This is a genomic window from Mesorhizobium sp. L2C066B000 (assembly GCF_000502335.1).
GTDB lineage: Bacteria > Pseudomonadota > Alphaproteobacteria > Rhizobiales > Rhizobiaceae > Mesorhizobium.
On sequence record NZ_AYWZ01000024.1, the window covers coordinates 1 to 14,783 of the forward strand.

Below are 14,783 nucleotides of genomic sequence, written 5' to 3' on the forward strand. Positions count from 1 at the left end.
GTGCTCCGTGCGGTGATGCAGGAGGTGCTTGAGGCCGAGATGGACGAGGCGCTGGGTGCCTCGAAGAGCGAGCGCACGCCCGAACGGCTTGGCTATCGCTCGGGCTATTACGGCCGTACCCTTGTGACGCGGGTCGGCAAGCTCGAGCTGCGGGTTCCGCAGGACCGGGCCGGGCGCTTCTCCACCGAGCTGTTCGAACGCTACCAGCGTTCCGAGCGGGCCTTGGTGGCGACGCTGGCGGAGATGTATGTGCAGGGTGTGTCGACCCGCAAGGTGAAGGCGATCACGGAAGAACTGTGCGGCCATTGACGCACACAACTTTCATGTGCGGGATCCAGGCCGTAAGCCCCAAACCGTCTAAGAGTGGATTGCAGAGTTTTCGCCAGCGCGACGAAGCCGTTGGCCTGTTCTGACCGCTTGACGATCTCAACATTCGCCTGGGCGACGACCTTTTCGGCCTCTTCCGGAGCTCGAGCAGGAAGGGATACGGCCCGAACAGGGTCGCCATCACCATCACGCCGCGTCTCAGTCCGAACGTCGGCGGCATGGACGAGGGCGTGTATCAAGAGGCCCTGGGTGTCGACGACAATAGCTGCTCTTGCCTTGATCTTCTTGCCCGCATCATACCTAAGCGGGTCGATGCAACTCCCCTTTTCGCGCTTCTGACGCTCTGGCCGTCAATGATGGCGGCGGCGAGGGAAACTTCCCGCTCCGCCTGCTCCCGCGAGGTGACGTAGAGCGCATGATGGATGCGGTTGAGCGTGTGCTCTCAGGTCTGTAGGTCCAAATGGCGCTAGCCGACGAGGGTGGCGGCGGGTCCTTCGGGATCGCACGCCGCTGGCAGCCGGCCCACAGAACATACACCAGTCGTTGACACCTCGCGCATGTTCACGCGCCGCTTGCCGCCGCCCCGCCTGCCCGGAGTGGATCCGCGGCTCGATCTCCGATCACTCCTCGCCGTCAGGTCCTCGGAAACGCAGGTGATCGCGTCTGTAGCGGCCGGTTTTCAACGGTCCCCATCGCACTTTCCTTCTCGAATCAGTGCCACGCAAGGAATCACAGCCGATTCCAACCCCGCAAGCCTAAATCCGCTGACCGAATCTCCCGACTCACAAAGTCCTCGAACGGACATTTGGTCGTGACGAAATGTGAACATTACATTTTCGATGCATTAAATGACGATGAATGAAATTTAATAATTGCGCAATACAACGTTATTTGTATCGCCCAATTGTCGCCACAAATTCTATGGATGTTGATCCATGTTGGCTTGGCCGTGGTGTCTTGTAATTTAATATTGAGTTACTTTACGCTTGCTATCTGTACCTGTAGGTTTGTGTATATGTAGCTTGGCACTGTCTGTTTTATTTGAAAAGAAGGTCCACAACCGCTCTAGAGGCTGGAGGAGGTGCCGTGCACACCGCTCGATCCCGCAACGTCGAACGCATCGGATTCATTGGAACTGGCAGCATGGGGCGACCGATGATCGCCAAGCTCCTGCAAGCCGGCTATCAGGTGGACGTCTACGACATCGATCCCGCGGCTGCGACCGACGTGCTGAAAAAGGGAGCACGCTGGCATCAGGCACCGCGCGACGCGGCCCGCGATTGCGACATTGTCATCACCTGCCTGCCGCTGCCACATGACGTCTTTGACAACATGACGGGCGAGCAAGGCGCTTTGGCCGGAATGCCACCGGGGAGCGTGTGGATCGATACGTCCACCACCGACTACCACAACACGATCGAGATCGCCCGCCGGGCCGCAGCAATAGGTGTGGATTCGCTAGAGGCGCCCGTAAGCAACTTGTCCCACATGGGGGTCGATTTTGCCAATGTCAGCTTTTTCGTCGGCGGGTCACCGGAGGCCTATGTGCGTTGCGAGGCGGTGTTGCAAATCATGGGAGCCGTCTCCTTCCATGTCGGAGACATCGGTCAAGGCCAATCAGTCAAATTACTGACGAATCTACTTTTCTACACTGCAGCCGTTGCGAGCGGCAACGCGCTCTGCCGAAGCGTGCGGGCCGGCGTTCCAGCGCAGCAGGCGTGGCGGAATTTTGCCGGTTCTTCGGCGAACTCCGTTGCAATCGAGCAGTTCGCCCCGTTTCTCCTGGATGGCAGCTACGACCGCTCCTGCACCCTGGAGATCACGGTGAAGGATATGGGCTTGACCGTCCAGCTGGCCGACCAACTGCGCGTGGGACTGCCGCTCGGACGGGCGGTCGAAAAGCGTTTTAGCTTGGCGGGACGGAAGTTCGACCGATACGACAGCCACCTGAGAGTCATCGAACTGGCGGAGGTGGTCTTCGGCGTTCGACTGCAAGTGCCGGGTTATCGCGCGCCATCCAAGTACGGTGCCAACCCCACGCATCCGCCAGACCAAGAATTCCTGACCGATCCCGTCGGACGGATCAAACCCAAGCTTGAGCATGTGTTTCCGCTCGACGACATCCCGCTCAGTGGCATCCAGATACGGTTGCTCAAGTCTCTGGTCGGTGAGCTCACCCACGTCAATCGGCTGATTCTTGAAGAGGCGTTTGATCTTGGGCGCGGAATGGGCCTGAGCGATGCCCTGATACACGAGGTTGTCACCTGGAGCGTAGGCGCTTCCGCTTGGTCGGACAGCCAAAATGGGCAGTACGACAACAAACAGCTTGTATATCCAGCCGCGGCGCTTGCGAAGACGACGACTATACCGAATCTCATCTGTCCCTGTACGGAGGAACCTGTCATGAACACCCGCGATCAGCAGACGACACTGGCGCAAGCTGCGCGAAAACGCATCAAGGATTCCCATGACCTCGACGGCGACGTCGATCGCTTGACCCACTTCTATCGCGGATGGGCCAGTTCCTACGAGTTGGATGTTGGCCAGGACCGGTACTGCGGGCCGATGATCGTGGCGGAATTGGCGGGCACCGTTCAGACGGCCTATTTGGCCGATGAGCGAGCAGCCATCGCAATCCTGGACGCTGGCTGCGGAACGGGCCTCGTCGGCGTCGAACTGGAACGCCTTGGCTTCCGGTTGATCGATGGGATCGACCTCTCCGAGGCGATGGCCGAACAAGCCCGGCAAACGGGCGTCTACCGCGATGTCCAAGGCGATGTCGACCTTAACGGGCTGCTCCCCGAATACTCCAGTGCAACCTACGATATTACGGTCTGCTGCGGTGTCTTCACGCTCGGTCACATCCGACCGGACGCACTGCGCGAACTTGCTCGCGTCACGCGCCCCAATGGATTCGTCATCGTAAGCACCCGCAAGAGCTATGCGGAGGCCACATCCTTTGAAGATGAGGTGCGGCGCCTGCAGGATGCGGGCGTGCTTGTGACAGCACACTGTCTAAACGACGGCAGATACATCTCGGAGGAGGACGCACACTATTGGGTTTTCAAAGTGACCGACAAAGCCAACGCACCAACGGAGGAGCAGCTATGACCACACTACCGCAAATCTCACTGGCAAAACTGGCAGCCGATGCAACCCGACACGAAGAGCGCGAGCGCCTACGCCTGGCCTGCGAGGAGTACGGGTTCTTCTACCTTGAGCACGGAATCCCGAAAGAACAGATCGCAGAAGCGATCCAGGCTTCCCGGCGATTCTTCACGTTGCCACAGTCGACAAAGGAACGTTACGGTCACGCCACCCAAGACGTATACCCTGCTACCGCCCGTGGGTACAGTCCGTTGTACGGCGAGGTGCTACATCCCGAGGCTGGCCCCGATCCGAAGGAAATGTTCGACCTCGGAATCGAGAACGAAGGCGACCGGCGTCCGTTTGCTGGTTGCACNGGCCCCGATCCGAAGGAAATGTTCGACCTCGGAATCGAGAACGAAGGCGACCGGCGTCCGTTTGCTGGTTGCACACGCCTTCCGGATGACGCGGTGGCTCCTGGTTTCGCGCGAAGCCTGCTTGCTTTGCAGGCTACCATAGTCAACGACATTGTGCCGAAGCTCGGAATTGCGCTGGCCGACCTGCTCGATATGGAAGCGGGCTGGTTCCGACGCCATTTCAGCCCGCCGACGGTCCTGCAACGCGTGATCCGGTATCCATCTAGTGGCGGCACGGCCGGAAAGCATACCGACAATGGGTTCTTCACGCTGCTGCTGCAGGAGGAACTTCCCACGCGCTCCTTGCAGGTGTGGTTCGGGGAGCGCTGGGTGCCGGCGCCGAGCTTGCCCGACACTCTCGTGGTCAATCTGGGTGACATGCTTCAGGCTTTGAGTGATAACCGATTCAAGAGCACACCCCATCAGGTCGTGCATACCGGTCCGACTGACCGAATTTCCCTGCCCTTCTTTATCTATCCCGACATCGACGCTCGCCTGACTTCCCGGCAAGGAAAGCAGACCTTCAGTGTGGCGGAAGTGATGTTGCGCAACTTTGAGTCAATCTGGCAAACCCGGGATGGAGCCGGACGCGCGCGAGAGTTGCAGTAAGCCGTTCGGGTCGAGCTTGCAACAACTGGGCCGACGACGCACGGCTCCTAAGCATCCAGCGTCCGCCGTAAGACCTCTACCAGAAGCTAATCGTCCCGCCGTCCTGTGCGAGGCCACGAAGGTCCTGACGTATGAACGAGATCCCTGCACAACGCTCCACTGTAGCACCCCGGGCTTCCTATCGAATCCCGAGCAGCTCAGCGGCCACAGGCTTTGTATTGCTGGCGACCTGTTTCAGGGTGACCCAGGGCGCGCCAGATCGCCAGTCGTGCTCCCTGGGCCCCTGGCATTGGAGTCGCCCGGACATCTGAAGTCTCGACCGTCCGGTATCGAGGTTCTCGTACGCTCGGAGAGCATTATGAGTTTGAAGACATTCATGCGCGCCGTCATCCTCACTGGTCATGGCGGTCTTGACAAGCTTGAGTATCGTGAAGACTGGCCCGTTCCGACGCCGCGCGCCGGAGAAGTGCTCATTGAGGTTGGCGCATGTGGCCTGAACAACGCCGACATCAACACGCGGACGGCTTGGTACTCCAAACGTGTCACCGACGGCATTACGCCCGCAACTGGAAGCGCCGGATTTGCGGAGGCTCAGTTCGACGCAGGCAGTTGGGGAAGCTCTGCGATAAGCTTCCCGCTTATTCAAGGTTCGGACGTGGCGGGCAGGATCGCTGCGGTCGGTGATGGCGTTAGTTCTACCCGGATTGGCGAAAGGGTCATCGTGGATCCTTGGCTTCTTGGGTCGGGAGACTGGATGAACCCTTCGAGCGCCATCTACTTCGGATCGGAATGCAATGGGGGCTTTTCTGAATTCACGACCATAGGCGCCGAAAACGCGCTTCGCGTTGACTGTGATTTGTCTGACGCCCAACTCGCAACGTTCCCTTGCGCCTACGCCACGGCAGAGAATTTGGTGGCGCGCACAGGCCTGAGGCCGGCAGAAACCGTCGTAATCTCCGGCGCTTCCGGGGGCGTGGGAACTGCAGCGATTCAGTTATGCCGATTGCGCGGAGCTCGGATCATCGTTATCGCATCAAGGTCCAAATCGAGCGTTTTGAGGAAGCTTGGCGCTGATGCCGTGGTCGATCGCGAGACGCCGGAAATGTCCGAGGCGATCCGAACTGCGGCCGGCGGCGCCGTCGACGTCGCCCTCGACGTCGTGGGAGGCCGTATCTTTGACCATCTTCTCTGCGCCTTGCGCCACGGTGGACGCTATTCGAGTTCCGGCGCCATTTCGGGACCAATAGTCGATTTTGACCTCAGGCAACTCATCTACAAGGATCTCCAACTGACCGGTGCGACGATCGTGCCGCCGGGAACAGTGAGGCGACTGGTCGATCTGATTGAACGCGGCTTCCTGAGGCCTCTCCTCGCAGCGGAGTATACACTGCCGGATCTTGCAAAGGCCCAACAGGCTTTTATGGAAAAGCGCCACGTTGGGAACATCGTCGTTACTGTCTGAAATGAAGCTTTCCTTAGGCGCGAGATGGAAATTGCCGCTGGCTGACGGGAGGATATCGACCCCCATGTTGCTTATGCGGCGAATTCGAACGCAATGATATGGTACAGTGTTTCGCCGAACAGCTTGCGGGCTTCGTCTTCACAAATCACGCTTGGAAGCAAAGCAACGGTTCACGCACTGTCCGCCCGCTGATCATCTATCGCGACGTTTCGCTCCCCCAGCCGATGACCGTTTCATGCTGGCGATATGCACAGGCGTCGACGGATAAGGTCGGGGAACGCTTGCCGACCAGTGACGATCCTCAACGGGTCCTTCGTCCGGGACGACATCCCGCGCAGCCAGAGCAGCCAGCAGATCGGGCTCGCCGGACGACAAAATCATGCCAATCCTTCCCGTCACTGGAGAGCCAACGATGCAGTATCCTACCAATCTGACCGATGCCTTGGAATTCATCTGGGGCGAGGGCATCCTTTCGCCGGGCGGGCCGGAGGAGGTCGCGCAGATGCTGGAGGGCATCGACCTTTGCGGCCGCCGCGTTCTCGACATCGGTTCCGGCCTAGGTGGCATCGACGTGCTGCTTGCGGCCAAGCACGGCGCGGCTGCGGTCATCGGCATCGATGTCGAGCCGCAGCTGATCGACTCGGCCCGTGACCTAGCGGCGAAGAAGGGCCTCGCCGGGCGCGTCACCTTCCAGTTGGTCACGACGGGGAAGCTCCCGTTCGCGGATGCGAGCTTCGACCTGGTCTTCTCCAAGGATGCGATGGTACACATTGCCGACAAACTGGCGGTCTACTCAGAGGTTTTCCGCGTGCTCAAGCCTGGCGGCTGGTTCATTGCCGCGGATTGGCTCTGGTCCGAGGGGGCGGCCGAGGGCGCCGTCGTTCATGCCTGGCTCTCGAAAATGCAACTGACATTCGCCTTCACGCCGCCCGCGGACGCCCTCCAGGCGCTCATCGACGCGGGTTTCGCCGAACCAGGGGTCGCCGATCGCCGCCACGAGCTGCAGGAGGCCAACCGCAAGGAGGTAGCGCTGCTCGAAGGTCCGATACGCCAGAGGCTTGCGGCGATGGTCGGCACGGAGATGGCCGAGAGCCGTCTCGCCAGCGCCAAGGGCCGCCAGGCAGCGCTCGATTCCGGCTGCCTCATCCCCTGCCATCTCAGGGGCCGTCGCTGACCTAAGGCGGCATCCCCCGTTCGTCATCCGCTGTGCTATGCCCCATCGCGGTATGGATCATGCTCGCATTCGCCGTTCCGACGATCTCTGAAACGAACTCAGAACATGTATCCTCTACGTCTCGTGAGGTCGGGCCTCCGGGTTCGCGTTCTGCGATGTACTGCGCGCCTCCTCACGCGGGGCGCAGCGAGCTCAAGTGCTGCCGTCGTCCTCGCCTCAAACGGCGACGACTTCGGGCGTGTTTGCCTCAGTCTTAGTCTAGTTGAGGATCGCGACGGACGCTGGCCCGCCACGTCGTCCAGCACTTGAGCTTTTCGAGCCCTCCGTGCCCGGCCAGATGCATGGCTGTCATCGTTTTCGGAACCACGGACTATGTCCCTCTCTGGCTCATTCGCCGAGCTCGTCGGTTCAAGAAGTGCCGATTGGAGGATGTATCGGGATCATTCCTCCGCCGCGCCCTGGCCCTGGCCAACTACGTCTGCCATATGCGGCAGCCCAAACGGATGAGCTTCGGCTAGCGACAGAACCGGTGTCACGCACGCATCGCTGTCAGCGAACAGCTCCGTCCACTCGGCAAGCGGCCGCGACCTCAGCCGTTCGGCTAATCCCCTCTTTGCTTCGGGCCAACCTTCCTTGCGCTCCATCAACGACGACAGCTCAACCCAGCCGAGCTTCCGGCCAATTTCGGCGATGAACTTCGGTTCGAGCGCGCCGACCGCGATCCACTTTCCATCCGACGTGCTGTAGGTGTCGTAGGTCGGCATCCCGCCGCTCAGGGAACCCCGCCAGGATTCCTCGGAATGGCCGCCAAGGATCGTCGCAGCCGAGATGTCGGAAAGGAGATACCTGATGCCGTCGGCTATAGAGAGATGGATGTGCTGCCCCTGCCCGGTTCTTGCCCTTTCTAGGAGGGCCGCCAATATGGCTGACACCGCAAGCGTTCCGCCCGCCGCATAGTCGCCAATTAGGTTCTGCGGAGCGACGGGCTTGTTATGTTCGTCCCGGATGAGAGAAAGCGCACCGGAGAACGCCAGATAGTTAATGTCGTGTCCCGCCCTTGCCGCGTGAGGCACGTCTCGGCCGTAGCCAGTGATCTCGCAGAGCACCAGCCGAGAATTGCGAGATTTCAAGACGTCCCAGCCTAGGCCGAGAGCCTCGAGCTTTCTGGGCCGCATTTCGCTGATGAAGACGTCCGCACTGCCCACGCGTTCGAGCAGATCAGCCCGATCCGTCTCGGACTTGAGGTTAAGCAAAAGGCGAGATTTTCCCCTGGCCAAGGCGTCGTTGGGACCGCCGCGTCCCGCGAGCATTGGATCGTCAGCCGCACCGGCGTACTCCGGTTTCGTCTGCAAGGGATTCACGACGGAAACGACTTCGGCGCCCATGTCGGCAAGCACCATAGATGAGAACGGTCCCGGCGCATTTACCGATATGTCGATCACCCTGATGCCGGTCAAAGCAGTCTTCACCCTCCAGCGTCTCCAGCGGCAATCATGATCTCGGCACTGATCTTCGAGATCTGATGTGCGAAATACTTCTCCGAGCCAGTGCGGTGTCCGGCCGGGATCGTCGGGACGTCCCCTGCCTCCATGACGTGCTCTCGGGCCCTAATCCCCTCCTGACACCGCCACGAGGTTCTGATCGAACTTATGCCGGTGCTTCCTGCTACGCAAGCCAATGGCGAAATTGACCAGGTAGGCTTCCAGCCGGTTCCGTCAGATTGTTCGCCCACCCGCTGAAATGTGATCCGCCTGCCCATGTATTGCCTGCCGGTCAGGCTAGCCCGAGGATAGCAACAGGCTCACCCAGGATAGTCTCGTTGACCTCCACGCCAAGCCCCGGACCGCAATCGTCTGGCAGGCGTATCTCGCCATTCACAACAAGAAGCGGGTTCTTCACGAGCGGGAGGTCGCCGCTGACGTAGTCGTACAGCCCGAAAACGAGGTTGCGCGGAAGCGAGTGTGCGAGGTGGGTCACCGCCGCGAGGAGGATTCCCGTTCCGTAGTAGTCCTCGATGCGGACCGGCACTCCGAGAATTCTGGCAAGCGACATCGCCTGCCGTGTGGCCTCGATACCGCCGATGCACGAGGTCTTAAGCGAGGCGACGTCGAGGACCTGATCTTCGACCGCCTCAAGGAAGCGCCGCGGGCTGTCCAATACTTCGTCAAGCATGATCCGCACGCCAGTTTTCCGGGCGACGGTCCGGCACTCCTCGTAGGTGTCGCAGGGATTCTCAATCATCGGCGAGAGATCGCGTAGCGCCTTGATCACGCGGATCGCGTCATCGACGAGCCAGCCGCGGTTCGGGTCGTACCAGATGCGCTCATGGGGAAGCGCTATCTCTTCGACCATCCGGATGGTCTTGATATCCTCATGTACCTCGCCTGCCCCGACTTTGATCTGGAACCGCGAGTATCCCCTCTTCCGCTCCTTGTCGAACGCGGCAAGCGTCTGGTCGCGTGTTCCGATGCGGACCACGGTGAGCACCGGCACGGAATCCGATATACGTCCGCCCCACAGGTCGATGAGCGGCACGCCATGTGCTTTCGCCGCGAGATCCCACAGCGCCATCTCCAGCGCTGTCTTGGCGTTTCCATGGCCCCTAAGCGCTGCGGACACGTCCCTCAGGATGGCCGCGACCTGTCGCGGATCTCGCCCCAGCACCGCCGGGGAAACGTGTCGGATGCCCTCGCGGGCGCCTGCCGAGAGTTCCGGCAGGTAATAAGGAGGCGCGGAGGAAACTTCGCCCCAGCCGACGAGACCGCCATCGGTTTCGATCTTCACCACGAGGACGTCGAGCGCCGGGTTGATCGACTGGCTCGACACATACCGCGTGAGCTCCATGCCGACGTCGATCGGCACAGAGTAGAGCGTTATCCTCTCGATGCGCATTGGATCACCTCTTCTTCAGGGCGATGCCCTGTCCGGCGACGGCGGGAACTTCCTGTCCGGTCTGGGACTGCAGGATCTGTTCGAGCCTCTTCGCGACGACAGACCGCCAGTTCTCCGGCCGCCGCTCTGCCAGGTTGAACCCGAGACACTTCACCTCGTTCGTGGCTGCCAGCTCGTTCGTCTCCGACTTCCAGATGTGGTGGAAGAGGACGAAGCGCTTGTTGTCCACGCCGATGAGCTGCGTGGTGACATGGATCGGCGTGCCCAACGCCAGCTCGTTGATGTAGTGAACGTGGTTTTCAACGATGACGTACTCATGGCCATCGCGCGCTTCCATCGTGCTGTCAGGACCGTTCAGCCAGTTCCAGAAAGCCCAGTTCGCATGGTCACCTATAGTCAGATAATGCGCGACATTCACGTGCTGGAAGACGTCGATCCACTGTTCCCGGACTTTCGCCCGGAACAGCGTGAGCGGCGATTCGATATCGCCTGTCCAGGGCAACGGGGCATCATAGACTTCCGCCATTGTCAGCGTCCTTTCCAGTTGGGTGCTCGCTTCTCCGATAGAGCGGCCATTCCTTCGGCGGCGTCCTCGCTCGCATAGACGCGTCGGTACACGGGCAGATCAGCCTCGCGCATGATCCGGTAGGCTTCCCGTTCGCCGAGCCCTTCGGTCACCCGGTCTATCTCCTTGATCGCCTGCAACGAGAGAGGCGCCGATGCGGCGATCCGATCGGCAAGCTCGCGCGCGGCCGACATCAGCTGGCCGCCGGGCACGACCTCATTCACGAGACCCCAGCTCTCCAGCATGTGCGCGCTGACTTGCCTTCCGGTGAACATCATCTCCATTGCTATGGGCCGTGGAAGCCGGCGCGGAAGACGGATCACGCCGCCAGCATCGGCAATGAGACCTATGGCCGCTTCGGTGAGGCCGAACTTCGCATGCGAGGCCGCGACAATCAGGTCTGCGGCCAGGACAAGCTCGAACCCGCCGCCGAGTGCCAGCCCGTTCACCGCCGCGATTACGGGCTTCTTCAGGCCCCAGTACTCCGTGAGGCCAGCGAACCCCCCGATGCCCTGGTCGGCGTCCGGCGCTTCGCCCTCGGCGGCCGACTTGAGGTCCCAACCCGCAGAAAAGAACCTGTCACCTCCGCCAGTGATGATAGCGACCGACAGGCTGTCGTCTTCGCTGAGGGTGCGGAACGCCTCGCCCAGCTCCTTCGACGTCGCGGCGTTGATGGCGTTCGCCTTCGGCCGGTCAAGAACGATCTCGAGCACGCGGCCGCGCCTTTCCGTCTTAACCGGGGAACTCACGCCCGCCACTCCGTGAAAGGATCCCTCGCCTTTCCGCCCAGGTCCCAGAGAGCCATGTCGACGACCGACTTCGTCGGCTTGTGTCCGCGCATCGCGAAAGCGATCTCCTCCATCCGTGCGCGGTGGTTGCGTGGCTCAGCGCCGAGAAGGATCGAGACGATAAGGTCCAGACCCACGTGTGCCGTCTGCGGCGAGGTCGGCAGGTAGTAGCTAGGCGGGGTCATCGTCTCGCCCCAGCCGCCGAGCCCTTCGTCCGTGTCGCTGCGCAGCACAGTGGTTTCGAGCGGGATCGAGATCTCGAGGGCGTGGGTGTAGGGTTTCCACTTGTCGAGGACAACTCGGTAGGCCGCGAGTCCGGTAATCTTCACCTTTGCGCCTCCACTTTGGGAGGCAGGAGGACCAGGCTGCCGACGTGCTTCTTCTCGAAAAACTCCGACTGAGCGGCGTGGATCTGATCCAGCGGCCAGGACTTCGTGCTGAACGGTTTGATCCGGCCCGCGACGACCAGGTCGATGAGCCGCGGGAACGTGTCGCGCAGGTAGACCGTGGAACCGAACAGGGACAGGTTCTTGAGATAGAGCGTCCGCAGGTCGAGATCGACCTTCGGGCCGCCGATGGCCCCTGCCGTCACGTAGCGGCCGCCACGGCGCAGCAACTTCAGGAGATCGGGGAACTGGTCGCCGCCAACCACGTCTGCCACGAGGCTAAGCTTTCTGCCGCCCGTGATCTCCAGCACCGCAGCGACGAGGTCTGGTGTCTCGCGGTCGATCACGTGATCGGCGCCGAGTTCGGAGACGGCCGCCATCTTCGACATGCCCGCGACCGCAATGACGGTCGCGCCGAGAGCCTTCAGGATCTGCACCAGGAACGTGCCGACGCCGCCGGAGGCGCCTGTGACGAGCGCAAGATCGCCTGCCTTTGCGCCGGCCATCGAGAGCATGTTCATGGCCGTGCCGCCCGAGCATGGAAGGGTCGCAAGAGCCGCATCCGAGAGCGGAAAGTCCTTCGGGACCGAGACGGCATTGACGGACGGGACGGTGGTGAACTGGGCGAACGCGCCGTCGTGCTCGGATCCCAAGAAGCCCGCGCTGTCGAACCCTTCGACATCTTCCGGATCGCGGATATAGGGATCGCACACGACACGTTCACCAATCCGGCTCGCGTCCACGCCCTCGCCGACTGCCACGATGTAGCCGACGGCGTCGGCGCCCTGGATGCGCGGGAACGTAAGCCCGCCCTCCCAGTCACCCATGCCCTTCTCGGCGACCCCGAAGCCGCGATTCCCCCCTTCCGCCGTGGTGCCCGAACTGACCTGCTTGTTGTACCAGCCGGTGCGCGTGTTGATGTCCGTGTTGTTCATGCCAGCGGCAGTCACGTTGACGAGAACTTCCCCGGGACCAGCCTGGCGAACGACAACGTCGTTGCGAACGACCAGCTTGTCGAGGCCGCCGTGACCGACGAGGTGCACGGCCGTCATCTTGTTCGGCGTCATGTTCACGCACCTCTCGCACGCATGAGCTGTCGGCTGATGATGTGACGCTGTATCTCGGAGGTCCCCTCCCAGATGCGCTCGACGCGAGCGTCACGGTAGATACGTTCGAGCGGCAGGTCGGCCATCACGCCCATGCCGCCGCAGGTCTGGATGGCTTGGTCGGCCACGCGCCCGAGCATCTCGGAGCACCAGACCTTCGCCATGGCGCAGTCCTGGGCGATCGTCGGCGCGTTCTGATCCACCTTCCACGCCGTGTTCATCAGCAGAAGGTCGCCGATGCGGATGTCGGTCGCCATGTCGGCGAGCGGGAAGCTGATTCCTTGGAACTTGCCGATCGGCTGCCCGAACTGTTTTCGCTGGGCCGCAAAGTCGACAGCGACCTCGAAAGCACGTTCCGCACGGGCAACGCAGACCGCCGCCACCGTCAGGCGGCCGGGCCCGAGCCAGTCACTCACCACCTTGAAACCCTCGCCTTCGTCACCGACCATCTGCCAGGCGCCGACGCGGACGCTGTCGAAGTTCAGGATGTTGTTGTAGTAGCCGCGGTGACCCATGTGGTCGTAGCCCCTGGCGACTTCGAGACCTGGAGTGTCGAGGTCCACGAGGAAACACGAGATGCGCTTGCGGGAACCGCTCGACGTCTCTTCCTCCCCAGTCGCCGCGAACAGGATCACGAAATCCGAGTTCTGGGCATTCGAGATGAAGTGCTTAGTTCCGTTGATGATCCAGTCGCTGCCGTCCTCGACGGCGCGGGTCTTCATGCCCTTGAGATCGGAGCCAGCGTCGGGTTCAGTCATGGCGATGCATTCCCTCTTCTCGCCCCGCATCACAGGTTCGAGGAAGTGGGCAATCTGCTCTCCTTGGCACGCCGCGAGGATGTTGTTTGGCCGACGAACGCACTCGGCCAAGGCCAGGGATGCCCGTGACAGCCCTTTTTCGACGAGCGTGAAGGACACGCAGTCCAACGCGGCTCCGCCCACGCTTTCTGGCATGTTGCAGGCGTGAAGTCCGAGTGCCATCGCCTTGCGGCGGATGTCGAGTTCCAGTTCGCGCGGCAGTTCACTCGTCCGCTCAAGCAACGCTTCGTGCGGGATGAGTTCGGTTTCGCAGAAGTTGCGGACCGTCTTGGAGAGCATCTCCTGCTCTTCGGTCAGCGAGAAGTCCATCAGTCCAGCCCTTCGTAACGAGCATTGGCGTGATCGAGGGCGGCCCGCAGTCCCTTTTCGGCGGTCATCCGGCTGAACTCCGCGTATTCGGGCACAGGCTGCGCGCCCATGATGGCAACCTGCTCGAGGTAGTAGTCGGTCGCCGTCCTGAGCCCCTGCATCTCGTAGACGCGATTCAGATACATCTTGTGCATCCGCTGCATCTCGCGCGGCATCCGCGCCATCAGTGTGGCCTTGCGCCAGGTAGCTTCCGCGAGCTGGTCCGGCTCGACCACGTCGGTGACCAGGCCCATTTCCTTCGCCTGGGCGGCGGTCAGTTCCCTGCCTGTCAGGAGAAGGTCCTTGGCGGTCTTCATGTTCACCACCCAAGGTAGGAACATGCAGTGCCCCGACACGCCGTAGCGGACCTCGTTGTAGCCCATTCGGGTGTCCGAGGTGACGATCGAGACGTCGCAGAACAAGGACAGCTCGAACCCCTTGCCGATGGCGTACTTGTGGACCGAGGCTATGACCGGCTTGGTGACGGTCCAGGGAGTGGTGAACTCCTCGAACTGATGGATGTAGTGGGCGCGGTACTCGTAGATCGACGTGCGGTCCTCCGAGGCGTCTTCATCAAGATCGTGTCCGGCGCAAAATCCCCGGCCGTTCCCGCGGATGACGATAACATTGACATTGTCGTCGCGGTCCGCGCGCAGAAGGCCTGCCTGTAGTTCGGCGATAAGCCTCAGGTTCATCGCATTCAGCTTCTCCGGCCTGTTCAGTGTCAGCCAGCAGACGTGCTCGGAGTCCACCTCGTAGACAAGGTGCCTGTAATCGGTGGTAGTGATACCCTGCATGGCCTTCC

The 14,783-nt window shown here is 61.4% G+C and carries 12 protein-coding genes and 2 pseudogenes; 6 read left to right on the forward strand and 8 right to left on the reverse strand.

Annotated features, from left to right (window positions below):
• From X733_RS138130 to X733_RS138110, 6 genes and pseudogenes are all read left to right on the forward strand, one after another.
• Positions 1-306, forward strand: a pseudogene (locus tag X733_RS138130) (IS256 family transposase); the annotation flags it as partial.
• Positions 307-1,413: 1,107 nt separating this feature from the next.
• Positions 1,414-3,438, forward strand: a complete 2,025-nt coding sequence (locus X733_RS1000000171115; RefSeq protein WP_280790569.1) for an NAD(P)-binding domain-containing protein — start codon at positions 1,414-1,416, stop codon at positions 3,436-3,438.
• The gene (locus X733_RS138120; protein WP_023820199.1) at positions 3,435-4,439 is read left to right on the forward strand and encodes a 2-oxoglutarate and iron-dependent oxygenase domain-containing protein; all 1,005 of its coding nucleotides are present in this window, start codon (positions 3,435-3,437) and stop codon (positions 4,437-4,439) included. Before X733_RS1000000171115 ends, X733_RS138120 begins: the two co-directional genes overlap by 4 nt.
• Before the next feature lie 358 nt (positions 4,440-4,797).
• The gene (locus X733_RS138115) at positions 4,798-5,901 is read left to right on the forward strand and encodes an alcohol dehydrogenase family protein (protein WP_031194175.1); all 1,104 of its coding nucleotides are present in this window, start codon (positions 4,798-4,800) and stop codon (positions 5,899-5,901) included.
• A gap of 45 nt (positions 5,902-5,946) precedes the next feature.
• Positions 5,947-6,273, forward strand: a pseudogene (locus X733_RS1000000168975) (5-methyltetrahydropteroyltriglutamate--homocysteine S-methyltransferase); the annotation flags it as partial.
• Between the two features lie 40 nt (positions 6,274-6,313).
• A complete protein-coding gene (locus X733_RS138110) occupies positions 6,314-7,075 on the forward strand; it encodes a methyltransferase domain-containing protein (protein WP_023820202.1) in 762 nt (253 codons plus the stop codon).
• A 440-nt stretch (positions 7,076-7,515) separates the two neighbouring features.
• On the opposite strand, the gene X733_RS138105 is transcribed toward X733_RS138110, so the two are convergent.
• The 8 genes from X733_RS138105 to X733_RS138065 all read right to left on the reverse strand — a co-directional run bounded on the left by X733_RS138105 (position 7,516) and on the right by X733_RS138065 (position 14,775).
• Positions 7,516-8,532 (reverse strand): CaiB/BaiF CoA-transferase family protein, encoded by a 1,017-nt coding sequence (locus tag X733_RS138105; protein WP_196813796.1) that lies wholly within the window; start codon positions 8,530-8,532, stop codon positions 7,516-7,518.
• 316 nt (positions 8,533-8,848) lie between these two features.
• Positions 8,849-9,967, reverse strand: coding sequence for a mandelate racemase/muconate lactonizing enzyme family protein (locus X733_RS138095; protein WP_023820205.1), 1,119 nt, complete (start codon positions 9,965-9,967; stop codon positions 8,849-8,851).
• 4 nt (positions 9,968-9,971) lie between these two features.
• Positions 9,972-10,493, reverse strand: a complete 522-nt coding sequence (locus X733_RS138090; protein WP_023820206.1) for a thioesterase family protein — start codon at positions 10,491-10,493, stop codon at positions 9,972-9,974.
• 2 nt (positions 10,494-10,495) lie between these two features.
• Positions 10,496-11,245 (reverse strand): enoyl-CoA hydratase-related protein, encoded by a 750-nt coding sequence (locus X733_RS138085; RefSeq protein WP_348625881.1) that lies wholly within the window; start codon positions 11,243-11,245, stop codon positions 10,496-10,498.
• A 32-nt stretch (positions 11,246-11,277) separates the two neighbouring features.
• The gene (locus tag X733_RS138080) at positions 11,278-11,649 is read right to left on the reverse strand and encodes a hypothetical protein (RefSeq protein ID WP_023820208.1); all 372 of its coding nucleotides are present in this window, start codon (positions 11,647-11,649) and stop codon (positions 11,278-11,280) included.
• Entirely contained in the window at positions 11,646-12,773 is a 1,128-nt protein-coding gene (locus X733_RS138075) for an alcohol dehydrogenase family protein (protein WP_031194179.1), read from the reverse strand. The genes X733_RS138080 and X733_RS138075 overlap by 4 nt, the downstream gene beginning before the upstream one ends.
• Before the next feature lie 2 nt (positions 12,774-12,775).
• Positions 12,776-13,939 (reverse strand): acyl-CoA dehydrogenase, encoded by a 1,164-nt coding sequence (locus X733_RS138070; RefSeq protein ID WP_023820210.1) that lies wholly within the window; start codon positions 13,937-13,939, stop codon positions 12,776-12,778.
• Complete coding sequence (locus X733_RS138065; protein ID WP_155924295.1) at positions 13,939-14,775, reverse strand: enoyl-CoA hydratase-related protein; 837 nt, start codon at positions 14,773-14,775, stop codon at positions 13,939-13,941. Before X733_RS138065 ends, X733_RS138070 begins: the two co-directional genes overlap by 1 nt.
• Positions 14,776-14,783 lie beyond the last annotated feature (8 nt).